Annotated in this window: 14 protein-coding genes and 2 pseudogenes; 14 read left to right on the top strand and 2 right to left on the bottom strand. The window is 28.7% G+C overall.

The genetic code is table 11. The features are described from left to right. Window positions 1-4 precede the first annotated feature (4 nt). Together JJC02_15310 and srtB are read right to left on the bottom strand one after the other, a co-directional pair. Window positions 5-947 (bottom strand): annotated as a pseudogene (locus tag JJC02_15310) (IS256 family transposase). Window positions 948-1,113: 166 nt separating this feature from the next. Further along, a complete protein-coding gene (gene srtB, locus JJC02_15305; GenBank protein ID UDN54239.1) occupies window positions 1,114-1,821 on the bottom strand; it encodes a class B sortase in 708 nt (235 codons plus the stop codon). 179 nt (window positions 1,822-2,000) lie between these two features. Here srtB and JJC02_15300 point away from each other — a divergent pair, with 179 nt between their 5' ends. From JJC02_15300 to JJC02_15235, 14 genes and pseudogenes are all read left to right on the top strand, one after another. Further along, on the top strand, window positions 2,001-5,540 hold the full coding sequence (locus JJC02_15300; GenBank protein ID UDN54238.1) for a sortase B protein-sorting domain-containing protein: 3,540 nt from the start codon (window positions 2,001-2,003) through the stop codon (window positions 5,538-5,540). Window positions 5,541-6,035: 495 nt separating this feature from the next. After that, window positions 6,036-6,386: pseudogene (locus JJC02_15295) on the top strand (hypothetical protein). 869 nt (window positions 6,387-7,255) lie between these two features. Beyond that, a complete protein-coding gene (locus tag JJC02_15290; GenBank protein ID UDN54237.1) occupies window positions 7,256-8,218 on the top strand; it encodes a YafY family transcriptional regulator in 963 nt (320 codons plus the stop codon). Between the two features lie 78 nt (window positions 8,219-8,296). Continuing rightward, entirely contained in the window at window positions 8,297-8,926 is a 630-nt protein-coding gene (locus JJC02_15285) for a glutamine amidotransferase (GenBank protein UDN54236.1), read from the top strand. An 832-nt stretch (window positions 8,927-9,758) separates the two neighbouring features. Continuing rightward, window positions 9,759-10,175, top strand: a complete 417-nt coding sequence (locus JJC02_15280; GenBank protein ID UDN54235.1) for a hypothetical protein — start codon at window positions 9,759-9,761, stop codon at window positions 10,173-10,175. Next, a complete protein-coding gene (locus JJC02_15275) occupies window positions 10,176-10,388 on the top strand; it encodes a helix-turn-helix transcriptional regulator (GenBank protein ID UDN54234.1) in 213 nt (70 codons plus the stop codon). Window positions 10,389-11,082: 694 nt separating this feature from the next. Next, a complete protein-coding gene (locus JJC02_15270) occupies window positions 11,083-11,916 on the top strand; it encodes a PRD domain-containing protein (GenBank protein UDN54233.1) in 834 nt (277 codons plus the stop codon). Between the two features lie 125 nt (window positions 11,917-12,041). Further along, window positions 12,042-13,883 carry a PTS glucose transporter subunit IIA gene (locus tag JJC02_15265; protein ID UDN54232.1) on the top strand — a complete coding sequence of 614 codons (1,842 nt, stop codon included), beginning with the start codon at window positions 12,042-12,044 and terminating at the stop codon, window positions 13,881-13,883. Window positions 13,884-13,905: 22 nt separating this feature from the next. Beyond that, window positions 13,906-15,339 carry a 6-phospho-beta-glucosidase gene (locus JJC02_15260; GenBank protein ID UDN54231.1) on the top strand — a complete coding sequence of 478 codons (1,434 nt, stop codon included), beginning with the start codon at window positions 13,906-13,908 and terminating at the stop codon, window positions 15,337-15,339. A gap of 562 nt (window positions 15,340-15,901) precedes the next feature. After that, the gene (locus JJC02_15255; protein ID UDN54230.1) at window positions 15,902-16,945 is read left to right on the top strand and encodes an extracellular solute-binding protein; all 1,044 of its coding nucleotides are present in this window, start codon (window positions 15,902-15,904) and stop codon (window positions 16,943-16,945) included. A 475-nt stretch (window positions 16,946-17,420) separates the two neighbouring features. Beyond that, complete coding sequence (locus JJC02_15250) at window positions 17,421-18,413, top strand: ABC transporter ATP-binding protein (protein UDN54229.1); 993 nt, start codon at window positions 17,421-17,423, stop codon at window positions 18,411-18,413. 1 nt (window position 18,414) lies between these two features. Then, window positions 18,415-20,109 carry an iron ABC transporter permease gene (locus JJC02_15245; GenBank protein UDN54228.1) on the top strand — a complete coding sequence of 565 codons (1,695 nt, stop codon included), beginning with the start codon at window positions 18,415-18,417 and terminating at the stop codon, window positions 20,107-20,109. A 737-nt stretch (window positions 20,110-20,846) separates the two neighbouring features. Beyond that, window positions 20,847-21,737 (top strand): ketose-bisphosphate aldolase, encoded by an 891-nt coding sequence (locus JJC02_15240; protein ID UDN54227.1) that lies wholly within the window; start codon window positions 20,847-20,849, stop codon window positions 21,735-21,737. A gap of 24 nt (window positions 21,738-21,761) precedes the next feature. Next, the gene (locus tag JJC02_15235) at window positions 21,762-23,657 is read left to right on the top strand and encodes a PTS sugar transporter subunit IIA (protein UDN54226.1); all 1,896 of its coding nucleotides are present in this window, start codon (window positions 21,762-21,764) and stop codon (window positions 23,655-23,657) included. Window positions 23,658-23,709: the final 52 nt, after the last annotated feature.

Genomic DNA, 23,709 nt, shown 5'->3' with positions numbered 1-23,709 from the left:
AAGTTCATTTCTCCATAATTTTCATTGTAGATACATACAGTGACTTTCTTAGTGATTCATCTGTTGAAAATACAGTTCTTACCTTAGTATATGTTCTTAACTGTCTATTAAATCCTTCAAGAGCATTTGTAGTATAAATAATTTTTCTAATTTCATGTGAATACTCAAAATACGTATTTAGATTACTCCAGTTATTATACACTTAAGAGGATTTCTAATTTGATGAAACTATACAAGTTTAATATTTACATTTGGATATACAGTTTTAATTGCTTCAAGCAAGCACTTTAGAGCATCCATACATACAATTAAAATATCTTTATACCTCTATTTTTCAAATCATTACAGACTGATAGCCAAAATTTTGCACTTTCTGATTCACTAATCCAAATACCTAATATATCTTTTTTTCTTTTCATATCTAAAGCCATACATATATATGCTTCCTTTGAAACTATTTTATTATCGTCTCTCACTTTGAAATGCATAGCATCCATATATACAATTGGATATATTTTATCAAGTTCTCTGCTTTACCATTCGGCGGCAGCCTCTACAACCTTATCTGTTATCTTAGATGTCATTGCAGGAGATACGTCAATACCATATAATTCTTTCATTTCAGATTTAATATCTCTTACACTCATACCACATGCATAAAGACCTATTATTTTTTTATCTAATTCATTATATACAGTTTCATACCTTTTAACAACCTTCAGTTTAAATTGTGATTTTCTATCTCTTGGTATATCTATACCAACTTCGCCAAAACTACTTTCAATAGTCTTAGAACTATATCCATTCTTATAGTTTAGATTAGTTTCGTTACTTCTTTCATGCCTTTCTCTTTCTAGATATTCTTGCACTTCTGCTTCTAGTAATTGTTGTATAACATTTTTGAATAACTTTTGCATTAATTCATATTTACCAACTACATCCTCCATAGTTTTACACTTTCTTACTTCAGCTTGGTAATCTAAATCTAGAATAATTATTTCTCTTTGAACTTTCATTTTTTTACTTCCGAAAGTTTAATATGGATATTATTCCAAACTTACCAATTTTATATTCAAAAAAACTGTAGGTAAGTTTTTATTTACACAAACCTATTCACAGTCTTTTTTTTGAAATTAATTTAGCATGAACTATAGTACGAGCATCTTTAAATTCATAGTTACAAGTATATAAAGTTATAATTTTATCTGAAATATCTACCTTTATATCAGATTTGTGTACTGATCTTTCGGTTATATAATTCAAATAATCTTTAAACTCATCATTACTATTAAAATGTATATTTAAATAATCTCTGTTAATTAAGTCAGCAGTATATACTGAAAAAATTTCATAAGTATAAGTTTGTCCTTTATATTCTATTTCTACTAAGTTATTTTCTTTGAAAAATGCTTCATCAGTATAGTTTTCTAGCTGACCAAACATAGTTTTATTTTTCATATAATGACCATAGACTATTAAACTCTTATCATTTTCAAAATTATTTCTATAATCCATGAAAATACTACCTGAAGGAAGAGAATTTTTATAAAAATCATGAGTTAGGTAGAAATCATTATTATATCCTTGTACTACAGGATAGTCTATATTTGTATTGTTTATTTTAAGCCAGAATCTATAATCACTATTTTTATCATAAAGTTCTTGATGTTTACTATTATTATTGCTAGTGTTTTCTCTGAGTTCAGTATATACTTCATCAGCCTTTTTATATTCAGATAATTTTATGTAAATCGAAAGGCTAGAGAAAATTAGTGTAATAATGCAAATAATGTTTATTAATATTTTTACTAGTTTTTTCAATTAATCACCCCCTATATTATTATATAAAAAATTAAATAAATTTTGTATAATTAAAATTTTTATTGTAGTTATTTAGCAAATAATAAATAATTATAATAGATAAAGTTGAAAAGGCAGAATATTCATTGACAAATATAAGTTGTAAGTGTATATTAAAAATTATTAGGGGGAGGTATTTTATGCAGCAAAAAGGTAAAAAGAAAGCACTATCAATGATTTTAAGTATATCGATAGGATTTGGCTCAGTTGCACCATTTAATGTATCAAATGCTTTCGCAGAGACTATAGAAGAAAGTACTAATGCAGGAAGTGCAGAAGAAGATGCTAATGCAGGAAGTGCAGGAGAAGATGCTAATGCAGGAAGTGCAGGAGAAGATACTAATGCAGGAAGTGCAGAAGAAGATGCTAGTGCAGGAGAAGATGCTAGTGCAGGAGAAGATGCTAATGCAGGAAGTGCAGAAGAAGATGCTAATGAAGGAAGTGCAGGAGAAGATACTAATGCAGGAAGTGCAGAAGAAGATGCTAATGAAGGAAGTGCAGGAGAAGATGCAGAAGAAGATACTAATACAGGAAATGCAGAAGAAGATGCTAATGCAGAAGAGGATGTTAACGCAGAGGAAGATGTTAACGCACAAGAGGATAATTCTACAGGAGACTTTAAAATTAGTGGTGGAGAAATAAATGTTGATTTTAAATTTGAAAGCGGTGTTTTAACTATTCTTAGTGGAGAACAAATGGTAATTCAAAATAATGATCCAAATAAGGCAACAGAACATAGGATTGTTATACCTAAAGATGTAAAAGCAGAACTAATATTTAATGGAGTAAATATTAAAACAAAATCTAATAGTCCATTTACTTTAACACCAGAAAAAGGTGGTGGTGCATATGCACATATTATATTACAAGATGGTAGCAAAAACATACTAAAGTCAGGTGATCAACTTTATCCAGGTATAAGAGCAGGAAAAAGTACCACTCTAATTATTGATGATTCTATTGTAAATAGAGACATTGAAGGAGAGTTTATAGTTCCTGAAAATGGGAAAATTCCTAGAGATGTAACTCTAGAAAATGGGGACAAGCTAAAAAAAGGAGATCGCCTTACACTACTAGATAGTAAAAATAGTGGGCGTTTAACAGCTGTCGGAAATTATTATGCTGCAGCTATTGGTGGTGGAGATACTGAAAATGGAGGAAATATTATCATTAATGGTGGTATTATAAATGCTACAGCTATGGAAGGGGCTAATACTGGATATGGAGCTGGAATAGGGGGAGGTGGTATCGGTGATGGTGGAGATATCACAATCAATGGTGGTACTATAACTGCTAGAGGCGCATACCATGGAGCTGGAATTGGTGGCTCGTACTATATATCAGGAGGTTATACATTAAGTCCATCAGTAGTAGATCGTAATAAAGGTGGTGGTTATAGTGGAAATATTACAATTAATGGTGGACTTTCCTATTCATATGGAGGGGCACATGGTAGTGCATTTGGAGATGGATGCGTTAATCCAGGAACAAATAGAGGATATCGTATAATTGTAACTGGAGGAACGGTTTTACCTTATATGACAGGAGTAGGAGATTGGATTTTTGACCTAAGTGCTACAACAGGAGATGTTATAGTAACAGGTGGTTCATTAAAAGCAACAACATTCAAAAGTAATGGTGGAACAGTTGCATACGGTGACTTAGAAAAGAAAACAAAAGTTTTTATGAGCAAAGTATCTTTAAAGTATTTAGGGCAAGATAAAGTTAATACTAAACTAGTCGATGATTTTACAATGCAAATTAATGGAAAAGATTATCCTTATGGAGCGCCTAGTTATACAGATGCTCAAGGGGTTCTTTACTTATGGTTCTCTGATAAATTTACTGGTTCTGAAGTATCTGTTAAGTTAGTTATTATAGATAAAGATACTGGAGAAGCTCTAAAATCAGATACTTTTTATATTAAAGATATAGGTCCAACTACTCCATTTTTAAAGCAGTATGAAGAATTTATTATTGATGAGATAAATACTCCACCAGGTTCGATTAATAAAAGATACGATGGATTACCATTTGGAAAAGACCAAGAAAAAGCATTTTTAGATTGGATATTAAAAGATGGTATTCCAGTAACTAATCCTAAAGGTGGAAAACTCACAGATGGAACATCTATGATTATTAGTTCTCAACGTTTAAATGAGGAAACGATGGAACCAGATACAAATTTAGGAAGTGCTGACCTTACAGAACAAGCTGATGTTGGAAAATATCAATTAATCATTACATCGACACAGTATGCTAGTATAGCTCCTTTTAATGAGTCTTATTGGGGGCATAGATCACATTATAATTATGCAGAAATTACTCCTGCTGATACAGAAACTTCATTAGTTGTAGAAACGCCTAAAGTCAAAACTGATATTTTTAAACCAGTAGATACGTTTACATTAAATGCCACTGTTTCACCTGATAAGAAAGAAGGGCCAGATTGTGCCTCTCCAAAAGGTTATGTACAATTCTATATTAATGGAAAGGAATATAAAGATCCAGTAGAATTAAAAACTCATGATAAGGTTAGTGAGAGTCATAATTATAGTACTGCATCTATTGAATGGAGACCTTTAGATAGTAATCATCATATTCTTAATACTGAACAAACTATTACTGTAAAATATATTGGAGATGATATAAATTACACTAAAGATAGTAAAGATGAAAAGAAGTTAAAGTTAGATATTACAAATGTAGATATAGATGGAGATGGTATTCCGGATATCAACATAGATACTGATGGGAATGGAAAGCCAGATATCAATATAGATACAAATGGTGATTGGAAGCCAGATATTAACATAGATACTGATAATACAGGTGAATGGAAACCTAGTACAGAAGGTGGAAATGGAGATGGTATTTGGAAACCTGATACAAATATAGATACTGATGGAGATGGAAAACCTGATACAGATTATAATCGCCCAGCAATAGATACAGATAAAGATGGAGTAGATGATTATTGGAAGCCAGATAAAGATGTAAATACTGGTTCAGGAGGTTATGATACAGGTAATCCAAATATAAATGAGGATAGTAAACCAGATAAAGACCCAGATAAAGATAATAATAGTAAGCCAGATAAAGATGATAATAGTAAGCCAGATAAAGATAATAATAGTAAGCCAGATAAAGACCCAGATAAAGATGGGGATAGTAAACCAGATGGAGATGGAAAACCGAATATAGATATAGATAAAGATGGGGATGGAAAACCGGATATAAATATAGATACAGATGGGGATGGAAAACCAGATATAAATATAGATATAGATGGAGATGGAAAGCCAGATATAAATATAGATACAGATGGAGATGGAAAGCCGGATATAAATATAGATACAGATGGAGATGGAAAACCAGATATAAATATAGATATAGATGGAGATGGAAAACCGGATATAGATATAGATATAGATGGAGATGGAAAACCGGATATAGATATAGATATAGATATAGATGGAGACGGAAAACCGGATATAGATATAGATGGAGATGGAAAACCAGATGTAAATATAGATACATATGAAAGTTTAGATAGTAATGTAGGTCAAAATGTACAAACAGGAGATCAAAGCAATATAATGCTATATTTAGCATTAATGTTCATTAGCTTATTTTATTTGATTAAAGATCCAATAAATAAATACTTAAGACGTAAATAACATTTATTGTGTATATATTTATTTTATTGGATAAACTATAGTGGCTATAGATAGATTTGTGTAAATAAAAATCTATTTATAGTCATTTTTGTATTCAACTTTAAAGTTTTGAAATAATTTTCATATAGAAAAGAGAGTTTTTTGTAAAAAGAGATTAATGGAATTGATATCATTAATTCAATTCTAGTAACTATATTTAGAAGATGATTTTAAGATATGTATAGTTGTTTTTATTAGAATGATAATTTGTAAATACAAGTGCAATACTCAATATTATGTTGAGTCTGGAAATATGATTTTGTATTCTTCAGATAAAAATTTGAATTTAAAATGATAATTGGTACTAATTTATGGAGGTTATGTTAAAAAATCATAGCCTTTATTAGGTAATTTTTTCAGTTTTATAAAAAACAATACCCATCTGATATAAAAAATAGATTTTTTTAAATTCATATCCTTTATACTATTAAACCATTAAAGATGATAGTCTTCCTCATAATATATTTATGGAAGAAAGAAGATTTAAACTTATTGTAATAATATCCAAATGAGGTAGCTGAAAAAGTGAATAATATTGTCGGTGTTCCTGATGAAAACTATAGATATAACAGAAAATTAACAGATTATAGTGGATATGTGTGTATAGTTGAGTTGAAGGTAAGGAAGAAGTACAGTTTTTTAAAGAGTATTTTAAATCAAATAGATTAAAAAGATTATTAGAAGAATTTAGTAGGGAATGTATAAAGGTGAAGTAAATATCTACAGTTCAACACTATACTTGTTATCTAGTGAATGTAGTATAACTGAATATCTAGAAATAAAGAAACTGAACATTTGCTTAAATAATCATATACAATATATCAATGTATATGATTATTTTCAATTCAGAAAGATGTAGGAAAAAGGTGAATTAATAATAAGAAAACATCTTTTAAAAGAGTAGATATAGTTTTTTAAAATTAACAAAAAAAGTAGTACTTTATATGAAACTAGAAAAAAAGTAATTCTTATGATATTTATAGATTAGTAAGGAGCTTTTTAGTAGATAGTGATAGAGAAAAGTTTGTAGTAGTATGTTTAGGGACAAAGAGTTAACCAGTTAGTATAGAAGTTGGAAGTATAGGGACTATAAACTCAGTGCTAATATATCCAAGAGATGTATTAACTAATGTTTCTAAAGTAATATACTTCCACGACTATCTGTCGTGTAACATTAATTTTAGCAAGAAGATGGAGTTATAACTAACAAGCCACAAAATGTAAATAAATACTAGGTATTTAATTAGTATATTATATTGTTGTTGAGGATGATAATAAATATTTTAGTTTTAAAGAAAAATTTAAAATATAAGCATTTTAGCTTAAATAAATTAGGCTAAGACTTTTTCTATATTCTAAACAAATTAAAACAAAGAAGTTTTAATTTGAGACCGAAAGGTTTTTAAAAACTAATATATATCTTAAACTAAATATTATTTGTAAAATCTTTGAAAAAGAAAATTGATATATGACAAGAAGTGTAGCTGAAAATATATCAGCTAGATATACTACTATGAAATCTAATAGATAACTTAACTATAAAAAAAGACTCTCTATAAATACTTGAAATAGACCTTAGTAGAAATTATTATCACTTTACTAATATTTTTTTGTAAAAAATTAATCAAAAAGTTATATAATAACTTTATATAACAAATAGAAAGAGGTGAAACTACATGGCTAAAATTGACAATATGATGTCTATACTGTGGATGTTAAACTCTGACAAAAAAATTACAGCAAAACAGATAGCTGAAAAATTAGAAATAAATATAAGAACAGTGTACCGATATATTGATGTACTTTCTGCGAGTGGAGTACCTATAATTTCAGATACAGGTCATAATGGTGGGTATAGCCTTTTAAATAATTTTACTAAAGCACCTCTTTTTTTTGATATAGAAGAGCAAAAATCTCTACTTCATGCAGCTCTATTTGCTAAAAAAGAAGGATACTTCTTAGACGAAGCATTAGATAAAGCGATATTAAAGTTAAAAATGTATTCAAATCAAAAACAAGAAGATATTTTAACAAACCAATTAATAGCCCTTGAAGTAATAAAACCAATTGGGAAAGTATCTATAGAATCAGTACTTAAAAAATTGGAGAATAGTATATTAAAGGAGCTATCTGTAGAAATCAACTATCATGCAGGTCGTAAAGTAAAATCAAAATATAGAATTATAAATCCATATGGAATTGTTCATTGGAATAATAATTGGTACGTAGTTGCCTTTTGTAATATGAGAAATGAGATTCGTAGTTTCAGAGTGGATAGGATTAGTGAAATCATAGAAACATCAAATACATTTAACAGACCAACAGAATTTTCAGCAAGTGAATTTTTTATAAAAGGGATTATGCCTGAAATAAAAGATGAACAAAGTATAATTCAATTAGTTGTAGAAGGGAGTATAGATTCTTTAGATAGTTTAAGCCAACATTGGTTTTTAGGACACTACTTGAAAGAAAGAACACCTAATAAAATAATATTTATGCTTGAAGAGGAAGTAATATGCAAGTACATACCAAACATACTTTTACCTTATAGAAAGACAATACAAGTAATTGAACCACTAAGCCTTAAGAAGAAAATAATTGAAGATTTACTAGAATTAATTGATTATTATCAAATTTAATAACTTAACTGACTGAATATGTCAGTTAAGTTATTTTACAATTAGATATATAAATTAATTACATAAGGAGTAAAAAAGATGAAAAATAGAAAAGTATATATGTATGTATTTGATACTATGTCAGATTGGGAAGTGGCATATTTAACTGCTGAATTAAATACAGGAAGATATTTTAAAAAAGGATTAAAACCACTAAAAGTAATTACTGTAGGAATTGATAAAAATCCTATTATAACAATGGGTGGGTTAAAAGTTTTACCTGAAATTACAGTTGATGAGTTTAATATGGAAAGTAAAGATTTATTAATTTTGCCAGGGGGAAATACTTGGTTATCTATGAATCATGAGATAATATTAGAAAAAGCTAAAGAAGCTTTAATACAAGATTCTATAGTTACAGCCATATGTGGAGCTACGTTAGGCCTAGCTAAAAAAGGGCTATTAGATTTTAGAAATCATACAAGTAATGACTTAGAGTTTCTTAAAATGGTAATACCAAATTACTCTGGAGAAAAATATTATAAAACGGAATCTGTAGTTAGTGATGGAAATTTAGTTACAGCTTCAGGAATTGCTCCGTTGGAATTTACATTTCAAGTATTGAAAATTTTAGAGGTTTTTGAATCAGAAGCATTAAATTCATGGTTAAATCTTTACAAAACTCACGACTCAAAATATTTTTTTGAACTAATGAATTGTAACAAATAAATTTAAAATTTATTTTTCAATTTAATGTAGTATAGCATTGTGATATAAAGGACAAAAAACTACAATCTGGTGGAATAGAGTAGTGGTTTCTAATATAGATTTCTTTTTAGTGAACTTAAATTTTATTTGAATTTAAATTCTAAACTACTTTCTCTATAGCCAATATATAAGTATTAAAAAATTATCGTATATATAATTAGTACTTACAGCAACACAAATAGAGCTAATAACTCCTATAATAAAATTTATCATTAGTTACATATAGAATAAACCTCCTTTCTGATTACTATAGGAACTAGGATTGTATGAAGTTACCACTCATAGATTGCAGTTTTTCTGTTGTATCATAGCATAGAATAATAAATTCATTTAAAATTTTATTTTAAATTTAGAATTTGCATATAGATAAATTGTGGGTATTATTCCGACGATTCGTCTTCAATAATTTTAAAAAAAGAATGATAAAATACTTGAAAAGACTAGTCTTTATTGACTAGTCTTTTTTATTTCAGTGATAAAATCTATCAACTATACTTCAATTACAGAAAATGAGGTTTTGAGGGTATATTGGGATGTATTTAAGTTGTATAATTATAAATTTCAATGTTATATGCTCATTAGAATAATAGTTAGTAAATGATATAATTGAGATAATAGATGCAATAAACTAATTTAGTACTGTATTGTAATGTTTATTATAAAATCTTTTATAAACTACATTTATAAAGATGTTATTGAATATTTTCAATATTCTATCGCAATTTATTTGGAAAAGTTATATATTTATAACATAAGGTGTTATAAATATATAACTTTTAAGGAGTGATTTTATATGTGTAAATCAGAAACTGGTGTAAGAGCAAAGCTTATCCTGGAGTTGCTTGTAATAACTTATTTTTTTATAGCTGTATTAGCCACTAAGTATATTTTTAAAGGTTCAAGCACTGCTTCTCTTCCAGGGCTGAGTTGGCTAATAATTTTCGGATGTTATTCAATTTATAATAAAAAATACAATGATTTAGTTGACGAATCATCTGAATTTATACTATCAAAGGTTAATAAAATTGCAATAAAAATAATGATATATTCTATAGTAATAATATCTATTTTCTTTGCAACACCTTATACAAGTAATATAAATATATCAAACGTGGATACAGGTATAATCCTCATTGCAGTTTTATTTATACAGTCTTTATCTAAATTAGTGTTGTATATATACTTTGATAAAAGGGGGATATGTAACTAAATGGCAATATTGATGAAAACAAAAATTAAAGAATACAGAGAAAAACTCCTTATGACACAAAATGAACTTGCTAAATTAGTTGGGGTAAGACGTGAGACTATTGTACACTTAGAAAATGGAAAATATAATCCTTCTTTGAAGTTAGCTATGGATATCGCTAAAGTATTCAATACTACAGTAGAAAATTTGTTTGAATTTATTGAAGAAGAATAGTGGAAAGTTTATACATATAAACTTATAAGTGAGGTTGTATCAGATATGTATTGTAAGGGTAATTCCTTCAGGTTCATCAACTATCATAACTTTATAGAGGGGATAAGATATGTATTGTAAGGGGAATATATGCTTGGTTCGAGAATTAATGTTATAAAATGGATTAGTATACCAAAAGGGCTATTAAAGATAAACAGTTAAAAAGCTATATAATAAGTTAGGTAAGGTTAATAATCCAAACAATGATTTGATGATTAAACTGTTTAGAGCTTTAGATACAACAGTAAAAGATAAAATAAAATCAAAACTTAGGCAGTTATTGTAGTTACAAAAATAAAGGATTTCCTTATATATGGATAAATAGTCGAGTATATATAATAAAAAATATATGAGCTTAATTTTGTTATGAAATAACTTCAAAACTTATTTTAGCATGTTTAGATTATATAAATTATATGAAAAAAAGGTAGAATGAGTGAATATTTAGAAGAATAAGCTAGTAAAGATATACATGAAATTATATATTGACTAAGTACAACTATTAATTTATAATGATGATAAAGGTATCATACAGATAAATAAACGGATCGTTACTGAGATAGATGTAATCAGGCGTGACCTAAAAATTCTAGTAAATGCTTAAAGTGTTATTAGTCTTTTTTAGGTCTATTTTTGTTTACAGTGGAGGTAGTTTATGATTATAAAGAAAGTATTTAATAATAATGTTGTATTTGCTAGAGACAATTCAGGACAAGAAGTAATATTAATGGGAAAAGGAATTGGATTTAACAAATTTACTAAAGATTTAGTTGAAATAGATAAAATTGAAAAGAAATTTATATTCAATAATGAGGAATCATTAAGTGAATTACATTCACTGCTAGATAGGATACCTCTAAAAGATGTTGAGCTTGTAAGTGAAATTATTCAAATGGGAAGAGAAGAATTGGGCGATAATCTTAATGATAGCATATTAATTACACTATCGGAACATATAAGTTATATGTTAAAAAGAATGGATGAAGGATTAGTATTTCAAAGCCCACTTCAATGGGAAATAAGACAAATATATCCTAATGAATATGACTTTAGTAAGAAGGCTGTAGAATATTTAAGGAAAAAATTAGATAAAGATATTCCTGATTCTGAAATAGCATTTATTGCGATACATTTTGCAAATGCTTATTTAGAGACGAAAGATATGCAAGAAACTTTATTATTAACTAAGATAATTGATAACGTATTAGATATCATAAAGTATCATTATGGAATTGAAATAAATGAATATTCATTTGACTACACAAGGTTTATAAGTCATTTAAGATGTTTTATAAAAAGGCAATTAAGTGGTGAAAATACAAATGTAGACACATCATTATTAGATATAATAAAAATGAAATATAAAAGTGATTACAATTGTGCAAAAAAAGTAAAAAATTTCCTTGAAAAGACGTATAAATGGAAAATTAGCGAAAATGAATTGTTGTACTTAACATTGCATTTAAATAGATTATCAAATATAAAGTAAATAGTGTAGGATTGTTACTGTTTGGCAGGCATGACCTAAGTTAGTATAATTAGTTTTTAATATCTAATTGTATTGATTTAGGTCTATTTTTATACATAAAATTATGAAAATGGAGGATAGATTGTATGAAATTTGAAAGAGAGTCTAAAGAGATTATAAAATATGTAGGAGGAAAAGAAAATATTATTAGTTTAATTCATTGTGCAACTAGGCTACGTTTTAAGTTGAAAGATATTTCAAAAACTAACAAAGAAGAGTTGTTAAAAATGAAGGATGTACTGTCTGTAGTAAATAGTGGAGGACAATACCAAGTAGTAATTGGAAATAAAGTAACTGATTACTTTGAAACTATTACAAAAAAAGCAGTTTTACAAGGACAAAATACTGAAGAAAAGGGAGAAAAAGTTTCAATAGTTGCTAGAATATTTGAATCAATTTCAGGTGCATTTTCTCCATTAATACCTGCACTAGCTGGAGCCGGCATGATTAAGGCATTACTTACGATACTAACTACTATGAAATGGATGTCTGATGCAAGTAGCACTTATGCTATATTATCAGCAGCTGGAAATGCTGTATTTTACTTCTTACCAATATTCTTAGGTATTACTTTAGCTATAAAACTTGGTGCAAATCCATATGTTGGTGGAGTAATAGGAGCAGCTTTGTTAGAACCGAATTTTACAGCTTTAATTGGAGTAAAAGGTGGAGCTAACTTTTTTGGAATGCCAGTAACACCAATTGATTATTCTTTTGGTGTGTTTCCTATATTTGTTGCTATATTTATTTATTACTATGTTGATAAGCTTTTAAAGAAGATTATATTAAAAGATTTACAATTGTTCTTAGTACCGATGATATCATTATTAGTCATGGTTCCTTTAACTGTGATTTTATTTGGACCAATAGCAACTACTGTTGGTGATGTAATATCAAATATTTTTATGGGATTATTTAAATTTAACAGAGTAATTGCAGGAGCTGCAATAGGTATAGCTATGCCATTCTTAGCAGTATTAGGATTACACTGGGGATTTACACCAATTACTTTACAAAATTTGGCTACAATGGGTGGAGACCCAATAGAAGGTGCAGCTGTTGCAGCAGTATTTGCTCAAATAGGTATTGCAATAGGTTTATTTATGAAAGTTAGAAAATCTAGAAAAAATTCAGAGTTAAAAGTATTAGCAGGTTCAACAGCAGTTACAGGAATTTTAGCAGGAGTAACAGAACCTATAATTTATGGAATTATATTAAGATATAGAAGAATGATTCCAGTATTAGCTATTGCAGGAGGTATTGGTGGTGGTATATGTGGTGCATTTGGTGTTACTTGTAATGCATATGTATTTCATAATATATTCTCAATGCCAGTTTATACACCATTCCTAGGATATGTATTGGGAATAGGAACAGCATTAGTACTAGGAGCAGTACTATCATATTTCTTTGGATTAAGTAAAGAAGAATATGAAGAAGGTAATGAAGAAATTGTTTCTAATGAAGATGATGGTATAGAGGAAATATTATCTCCAATAGAAGGCTTGCAAATAGAGTTATCTGAAGTAGAAGATGAAGTATTTGCATCAGGAACTATAGGTAATGGTATGGCAATAATACCTTCAAAGGGAGAAGTCTCATCTCCTGTAAATGGAATAATAACAACTATTTTTCCTACAAAACATGCAATAGGAATTACCTCTGATAAAGGTGCAGAAATATTAATACATGTAGGTCTTAATACTACTATGTTAGATGGGAAGTATTATACTACTCACATGAGTGTAGGAGATAAAGTTAAAAAAGGAGATAAGATTGTTTCTTTCGATAAGGATAAAATAGAAGGCGAAGGGTATAGTGTTGTTACACCAATAATACTAACTAACACAAATGATTTAGCAGATGTAATAGTTGAAGAAAATAAACATATTAAAATTGGAACACCTGTAATAAAAGTTGTTTATTAATTATGCTGGAGGAGATATTTCTATGAAATCTAATCAAGAATTTTTATGGGGAGGGGCAGTTGCTGCCCATCAAGTTGAAGGTGGATATAATAAAGATGGAAAAGGAATAAGTATTGCAGATGTAATGACTGCAGGTACCCATACTGTTCCAAGAAAGATAACAGATGGAGTAATTGAGGGCTTAAATTATCCTAATCATGAAGCTATTAATTTTTATGAAAATTATAAAGAAGATATTAGATTATTTGCCGAAATGGGATATAAGTGTTTTAGGACAAGTATTGCTTGGACTAGAATTTTTCCAAAGGGAGATGAATCAACTCCAAATGAAGATGGACTGAAATTTTATGATGATTTATTTGATGAATTATTAAAATATAATATAGAACCAGTAATAACTTTAAGTCATTTTGAAATGCCTTATCATTTAGTGAAAAACTATGGTGGCTGGAGAAATAGAAAGTTAATAGACTTCTTTGTAAACTTCTGTGAAGTGGTAATGAATAGATACAAGGATAAAGTTAAGTACTGGATGACCTTCAATGAAATAAATAATCAAAGTATAACTACAAATCCTATTTATGCATTTACTAACTCCGGAATAATCTATGAAGAGCAGGAAGACAAAGAAGAAGTTATGTATCAAGCAGTTCATTATGAATTTGTAGCAAGTGCAAAGGTTGTGAAGATAGGTCATGAAATAAACCCTGAGTTTAAAATTGGATGTATGGTGGCAGCTATGCCAAGTTACCCTTATTCTTGCAATCCAGAGGATATGATTAAATTTGTAGAATCTAATAGAGAACAACTTATGTTTACTGATGTACATGTAAGAGGTCATTATCCAAGACATACACTAAAATTATGGGAAAGAAAAAATTATAATCTAGATATTACAGAGGAAGATAAAAAAATCTTAAAAGAAGGAACGGTTGACTTTATTGGATGTAGTTATTATTTAACTACTGTAGTAACAGCTGATAAAACTATGAAAACAACAGGTAATGACTCAGCAGGAAAAGCTGATGTAGTTGAAAATCCATACTTAAAAACTTCTGACTGGGGATGGAATATAGACCCTGTAGGTCTACGATTTTACCTTAACCAACTATATGATAAGTATGAGCTTCCTATATTTATTGTTGAAAATGGATTTGGAGCAGAGGATGTATTAAAATCAGATAATACTGTGGATGATGATTATAGAATAGAGTATTTGGCTAATCATATAAAGGAAATGAAAAATGCCATTGAAATTGATGGTGTTGATGTTATAGGATATACTGTTTGGGGATGTATAGATCCAGTGTCATTTACAACAGGAGAAATGAAAAAAAGATATGGATTTATATATGTAGATAAAAATAATGATGGAAGTGGGACTCTTAAAAGATATAAAAAGAAATCTTTTGACTGGTATAAAAATGTAATAAAATTTAATGGAGAAATTTTATAGGAAGATAAATTTTAATATTTATAAGACTATGTTAAAGAAACCATTAAAAATTAAATTAAAATCGTGGGTATAATTTTCGAGGAGAGTTTCCAACATTTAAATCCATTAAAAGATATTGGCTAAATAGTCAATATCTTTTTTATTAAAAAATGAATATAAATATAAAGAGGTAAAGTTAAAATTTAGGATATATATGATTTATATAGTATAATTTAATATATAGCATATTATACAAATTTATTTGATTTTTTAGGGAGAATTGATATATAAACTAGCTTAAAATTATAATTTTTCAAGCTGATTGCGAAGATAGTTTTTAGTAACTATTAATGGTGAAGAATGATACTACTAATATTTAAAATATGTTTTGAAGAAATAAAATACTAATATTGAAAATAGATTAATGTCAATATAAAAATTATATGTATAAAAATAAGTATAATTATAGAAAAATACAATAATAAAATAAGTAATTATAGAAAAATACAATTATATAGATTATTGTCGAATCGTTGACTATAAGAATAATAACATTTAAAATGAAGATGGGGGAGGTATTGATATGAAGAGAAAAATAGCAACTATTTTATTAACTGTAGTGATGTCATTATCACTGGTAGCTTGTAGCAATGATAACACATCAAAAAGTGACAAATTAGAGGATACATTAGTAGTATATACTACACATAGCGAGGATATGTTAGGAGCAATTTCTGAAGAATTTACAAAGGAAACAGGAGTTAATGTTGAATTCATAAATTTAAAGGGTGAACTAGCAGATCGTGTTAGAAGTGAAAAAGATAATCCACAAGCAGATATAATGTTTGGTGGAGATACGTCTACATATATGCAATTAAAAGAAGAAGGATTGTATGAAAAGACTGAACCAAGCTGGAATAATGAATTAGACAAGTCTTATAAAGATTCAGAAGGATATTGGTATGGAACTATAAAAACACCAGTAATTATGTTTTATAACACAAAATTATTATCAGCTGATAAAGCACCAAAAGATTGGAGCGATTTAACAAAAGAAGAATATAAAGATTCAATAGTTACTAGAGACTCATTATCGTCGTCTATGCGTTCTACTGTTAGTAACTTAATTAATTACTATTCAACTACTAAGAGTGAAGCTGAAGCTTGGAAGTATCTTGAAGATTTAAATAAAAATATAAAGAACTACTACAATAGTGGAAGTGTTATGTATTCAGCAATAGGTAAAGGTGAAGCTGCTATATCTGTTGCAGTGTTAAGTGATATAATAGAAAACAAAGAAAAAAATAATATGCCATTAGAAGTTGTGGATGCAGAGAGTGGTTCTGTAGTAATCACAGACTGTGTAGCAGCTCTAAAAAATGCACCACATCCAAAAGCAGCAGCTAAATTCGTAGATTTTGTTGGAAGTGCTAAGGTTCAAGCTATGGTTGCAAATGATTTTAATCGTATTCCGACATTAGATTCTGCACTTAAAGATTCACCAAAGTGGATGTCAAAAGAATATAAAGCTATGAATGTAGATTGGTCTGTAATTGGAAAAAATCAATCTAACTGGATTGAAAAGTGGGAAACCGATATAATAGATAACAATAAAACTATAAAATAGTCTAGTTAGATAATTTAATATTATATACAAAAATAGTGAGGATTTTCCTCGCTATTTTACGTATAAGGGAACTATGGCATATCATGATTTTTGTATAACTCGTGTAACCAAATGATACTAATACACCAATATTAAATAAAGTATATTTTGAGTGATTAATGAAGTAACCAATGATATGAAGTGATTCATAAATATAGTTGCTTAAGCGAAATGAAATTTTTATTATGCAGAACTTTTAATTATAGTAAAAATACAATTCATGTGGATGTGGCAGGTATAAGAGTTTTGATAAAGATTAAATGATGAAAAGAGCTTATATTAAAGTATAGATTATATATAGCAAAATTAGAGAAATAAAAAAGGTGATGAAATGGCAATAGAGTTTCTTAGATTTAAAACTAGATTTAAAATCTATGATGATTCATCATGTGTATATTTAAAAATTTATAAATATTAGATAATTTGTGAGGACGATATGAAGAATATAGAATTAAAAGAAATTAATCACTATTATGGAAAAGAAAAAGTATTACATGATGTTAATATATCCATTAAAGAAGGAGAGTTTTTTACTTTATTAGGACCTTCTGGATGTGGTAAAACAACTATTTTAAGAATAATTGGTGGATTTATAAAGCCTTCTTCTGGGAGTATTTATGTTGGTGATAAGAATATTACCAATCTAGAACCAGAAAATAGAAATATGGGAACTGTTTTTCAAAACTATGCACTGTTTCCAAATATGACTGTAGAAGAAAATATATCTTATGGGTTGAAAATAAAAAAGTTATCTAAAAAAATTATAATGGAAAAATGTGATACTTATTTAGAATTGGCAGGAATGAAAGAGTTTAGGAGAAAAAAGATTGATGAACTATCTGGTGGACAGCAACAAAGAGTGGCAGTAGCAAGAGCATTAGCTACTGAGCCTACTATGCTTTTATTAGATGAACCAATGTCTAATCTAGATGTAGCCTTAAGAGTCAAGATGAGAGAAGAAATAAGAGAGATACAACAAAAGATAGGTATTACCACTTTATTTATTACTCATGATCAACAAGAGGCCTTGGCTATTTCTGATAGAATAGCTGTAATGGATAAGGGCAAAGTTCTTCAAATTGGTATGCCAATGGAAGTTTACAAAAGCCCATTGAATGATTTCGTAGCAAACTTTGTAGGTACTTCAAACTGTATTGAAAAAGAGGATTATGTTAATTTTAATATTGAAAAAGAGACAAGGTCTTATATTTATAAAAGACCTGAAGAAATGATATTATTGCAAAATACCGACCAAAGTGGTTTTGTAAAAGTAAAAATAGAATCTAAGAATTTCTTAGGACCAATTTTAGAATATACAGTATCAAATAATGGGAAAAAATATCAAGTGACTGAACTTAATAGGCTGAATAATAGCAATAAATTAAACGTAGGGGATAGGGCATATTTAGGTGTGCTACAAGGTGAATAATATGATTAAAAAAAGAAACCATAGTAAATTTACATCTAAAAATATTATTTCTATTATTTTATACAGTATATTATTTTGGATTTTGATTGGATATATTATCGTTCCAATAACTAACACCTTTGCACAAGCATTTCAAGGTGAAGGTAGATATTCTTTTGAAGTTTTCAAAGAATATTTTTCAAATGCTAATAATTTAAGGGTAGTAAATAATACTATAATTTTGGGATTGGGTTCTGTACTTGTATGTGGAATTATGGGAATATCGCTTGCCTTATATATGACATTTGTTTGTGACAAACACAAAAAAATCATACATATTCTTTTATTAAGTCCAATGATGATTCCTGGAGTAATTATGGTAATTGCATGTATTCAGCTTTATGGAGAAACTGGTATAGTTACAAAATCTATAGAATTTTTACTCTCTTTTATCGACAAACCTTATGATTTTAGTGGATTAAAAGGAATTTTATTTGTGGTTGCCTATACTCAGTATGTGTATTTTTATTTAAATGTATATGTTGCCTTAAAATATGTGGATTACTCAACAGTTGAAGCTGCAAAAGGAATGGGAGCATCAAAGCTAAGAGTATTTTTTGATGTAATATGGCCTGTTATTACACCTGCTGTTATAAGCTCTACTATTATAACTTTTGCATCTGGGATTAGTTCTTTCTCAGCCCCAAATCTTATAGGTGGTGGTTTTAAAGTTTTAAGCACTCAGATTGTTAGGTCTAAGGCTAATAACCACATGGATATAGCCTCAGTTCAAGTAATTACTTTATTACTAATGGGGATTTCATTTATGATTTTATTGCAGTATTATGGCAAAAAATATGGAGTAGTATCATCTTTAAAATCTCAAAGTTATAAAGTTGATAATAGAAAAAAAGATTTATTTACATTTGTATGCAAGATTATTATTGAAATACAAATTATTATGATTATGCTTCCTATAATTACTATTGTATATTTATCTTTTGTAAGTACATATTCAATTATGACATCTATATTTCCTAGAGACTTTACACTGGAAAACTACCAGATGATTTTCCAAAAATCACGTGTATTACAGCCTATGTTAAACAGTTTGAAAATGTCTTTAATGGCAGTGGCATTAGGATTGATAATTACTGTACCAGTATCATATTTAGTAATTAAAAAGGATAATACATATAATCGACTAGCAAAATTTATTATAATGTTACCTTGGAGTATGCCTGCAAGTGCCATTGCAGTTAACCTAATTAATACATTTAATCAAAAAAGTATATTTGCTTTTAATGAGTCATTAATAGGTGGTTTTTATATTTTACCTATAGCATATACAATTTATGCTTTGCCATTATTATTTTCATCCAATGAGGTTGCTATGAAGTCAATAAATTTAGGGCTAGAAGAGTCATCAAGGAGTTTAGGGGCTGGAAGGATACAAACCTTTTATAATGTAATAATCCCAAATATGATGCCAGGAATAATTTCAGGAGCTATATTAGTATTCATTCGTACAATTGGAGAATATACAATGTCAGCCTTGCTTTATGGTGTTTACAATAGACCTATTTCAATTTCTATTGTAACTAATATGCAAGAATTTAAGATAGGAGTATCTATGGCTTATGGTGTATTAGTAATTGGTATATGTTATATGGCATTAGGAATAATTTTTAAATTAGATAGAAAAAGATTTGCATAAAATAATAAAGGATAATTCTTATAAATCATATCTACCATTGAAATCTACGAAAAGATATTGGCTAAATGGCTAATATCTTTTTAATTTTTTGACACCAATATAGTACTAACTATGGTACAAGTATCTTTAAATTTATAGCTATAGGTATATTAAATATACTATCATTAACCATTAATTTTCTAGTAAATGAAAGTAGGATATTTGATATGTTTATATCTTTTGATAAATTATTTAGTTTTGACCGATAACTCCAGAGTCAGTTCTTCGTCTTCCAAAGTCTAAGTATTGTTTTATTTAGCACCTTCTTGGGTTTTTATACAGATAATAAATAAGCTTAAGATGTTAAATGATTTTAAAAAATTTTATAATTTGCTATACCTTTGCTTTATGAATTATTATTGTGGATTATAATTTGTTAGGATGCAATAATTTAAAGGTCTAGAAGTATTACAGTTGTATTTATATAATTGTTTATTATAAAGAATTATGAAAGATAAGGTATGTTAAAACAGTTAAGAAGAGAAGCTGTCCCTAAGAAGTATAGTTAACTATGATGCAGACTTCTAAAAATTATTTATTGAAAAGGAACTTAGAGTGTATAATAAAAGTTCCTTTTTTAAAAGGAAAACTATTGTCATTTTCGAACATTTATTATCTTGATATTATTTAAATATAACAACAATGAGATAAATAACAAACAAATCAAAACTAAAATTAAAAATATCAGGAGGCACAATATGTTAATAAATATGAAGGAAATGTTAAAAGTTGCACAAGAAAATCAATTTGCAGTACCAGCATTTAATATAGGGAGTGGGCAAATACTTAAGGCAGTAGTACAGAGTGCCAATGAAAAAAAAGCACCAGTAATACTTGCGATACATCCAAATGAGTTAAGTTTCCTAGGAGATAGCTTTGTAGCTAGTTGTATAGAAGAAGCAAATAAGAGTAAAATACCTATGGTAATACACCTAGATCATGGAGCAAATAAAGAGCAAATATTAAGAGCTATAAGATGTGGGTTTACATCAGTAATGATTGATGGGTCACATTTACCATATGAAGAAAATGTAGCTATATCTAGGGAAGTAGTAGAAATAGCAAAAGGATTAAATGTATCTGTGGAAGGAGAACTTGGCACAATAGGTACAACTGGAACATCAGGAGAAGGCGGTTCTGATGAAATAATATATACAAATCCACAATTAGCTAGGGATTTTGTTGAAAAAACAGGAGTAGACACACTAGCTATTGCAATTGGTACGGCGCATGGTATATATCCAAAAGAGTTTAAACCAGAACTTAGATTAGATTTATTAAAAGAAATAAAAGAAGTAGTAGATATACCTTTAGTCCTTCATGGAGGCTCATCAAATCCAGATGAAGAAATAGCACAAGCAGTTAAACTAGGAGTTTGTAAAGTAAATATTTCAAGTGATGTTAAATCAGCATATTATAAGAAGTATAGAGAAGTATTAGAACAAAATCCAAGTTTATATGAGCCAGATGCTATATATCCACAATGCATAGAAACTGCAAGGGAAGTTATAGAGTTTAAAATGAATTTATTTAATGACATAGATAAATTAAAATGCTTTTTAGAAAAAGAAGAATTAGTGATTGGATAATAAATTACGAGGAGGTGAGAATTTATGGTAGACCAAATATTACGTAGTGATTGTATTGTATTAGATAAACAAATGCAAACTAAGAAAGATGTAATTGATTACATGGTAAATCATTTGTATCGTGGAAATTATATAAATGATAAAGAAAAGTTTATAATTGATATTAATAAACGTGAAAAAGAATCACCAACTAACATGGGGAATTTAATAGCTATCCCTCATGCTAAGTCAAGTGCAGTAAAGCAACCTGTGATGATGTATTTAAGAACAGATAAGGATATTACGGATAATGATGGTCAAAAACTTAGGTCATTTTTTATGATAGCAATTCCAGAGTCAGGTTTAGACGAGCACCTTAAGATTATATCTAAACTAGCTACATATTTAATGGATGAAAATCTTATTAAGAACTTACTAAGTGCAGAAACTCCATATGAAATATTAGATATATTTAATTGTAAAGTTGTAGAATCAGGAGATTCAAGTAATAATCAAAATAAAGGTCTTATAGTTGGAATAACAGGATGTCCAACAGGCATAGCTCATACTTTTATGGCAAAAAAAGCGTTAGAGGAAGCAGGACAAGAACTTGGATATGAAGTTAAAATAGAAACACATGGAGCTATAGGCGTAGAAAATAAGTTAACTAAAGAGGATATAAAAAGAGCGGAGTACGTAATAATAGCTTGTGATAGGGAAATTCAAACAAGTAGATTTATAGGAAAGAAAGTATTACAAAAGAAAGTAGCAGATGCTAAGAATGTCTCATTAGCCAAAAATTTAATTGTAAATGCTGAAAATGGGATGGCTAAAGAAATTAAGCCAGGTGGAAAAACTTTAGAAGATTCAAAAGAAATACTTCAAGGAGCAGAGAAAAAAGGTATTTATAAGCACTTAATGAATGGTGTATCTGAAATGATTCCATTTGTAGTAATAGGTGGGATTGGTATAGCCATAGCATTTATGTTTGGTATATTTGCATCAGACCCAACTCATGAAACATACAACCCTATAGCTGGATTCTTTGGACAACTTGGAGGCGACTCAGCATTTAAGTTATTCATACCAATACTTGCTGGTTTTATAGCTAAATCAATTGCTGGAAGACAAGGTTTTGCTCCTGCTATGATAGCTGGTTTCATGGCAGTTATTGGAGGTTCAGGATTTCTAGGGGGTATGGTAGCAGGATTTGCAACAGGATATATAGCTTTAGGAGTAATGAAGATAACAGAAAACTTACCGGGTGTATTAAAGGGAGTAAATGCCGTGCTGATATGTCCACTGTTGATTGCATTCACTAGTGGAGCTATAATGTTCTTCATAGTTAATACGCCAGCATCATGGTTAAATGAAGCTTTACAGTCTTGGTTACAAAGTATGTCTGGAACTAATAAAATATTATTAGGTGCAATATTAGCAGGAATGATGGCATCAGATATGGGAGGTCCTATTAATAAAACAGCTTCAGCATTTGGATTAGCCATGTTCTCTAGTAATGTATTTGAACCATCAGCAGCATTAATGGTAGGTGGAATGGTACCTCCATTAGCAATAGCATTAGCTATGTTAATATTCAAAAATAAGTTTACTAAAGAAGAAAGAAAGTCAGCACTGCCAACTGCTATAATGGGTGCATCTTTCATAACAGAAGGAGCAATACCATTTGCAGCTGCAGACCCGTTAAGAATGATTCCAGCAAATATAATTGGTTCTTGTATAGGTGGAGCAATATGTATGAGTTTAGATATAACCTTGATGGCACCACATGGAGGAATATTTGTAATACCATTTGCATGTAGTTCACCAATTGCGTATATAGCTTGCATATTAGTTGGAACAGTAATAACAACATTAATTATAGGGATAACAAAGCCTACTATAAAGGGTGAAAGTAGTGAATTTGAAGTACTTAGTGCTTAAATTATAAATAAGATTGAAAATAAGGATATTGAGAAGTAGCCAGCTACATCTC

It is taken from the genome of Clostridioides sp. ES-S-0054-01 (genome assembly GCA_021561035.1).
Taxonomy (GTDB): domain Bacteria; phylum Bacillota; class Clostridia; order Peptostreptococcales; family Peptostreptococcaceae; genus Clostridioides.
The sequence above is the reverse complement of the archived record's forward strand: the minus strand, read 5'-3'. Positions and strand labels throughout refer to the sequence as shown.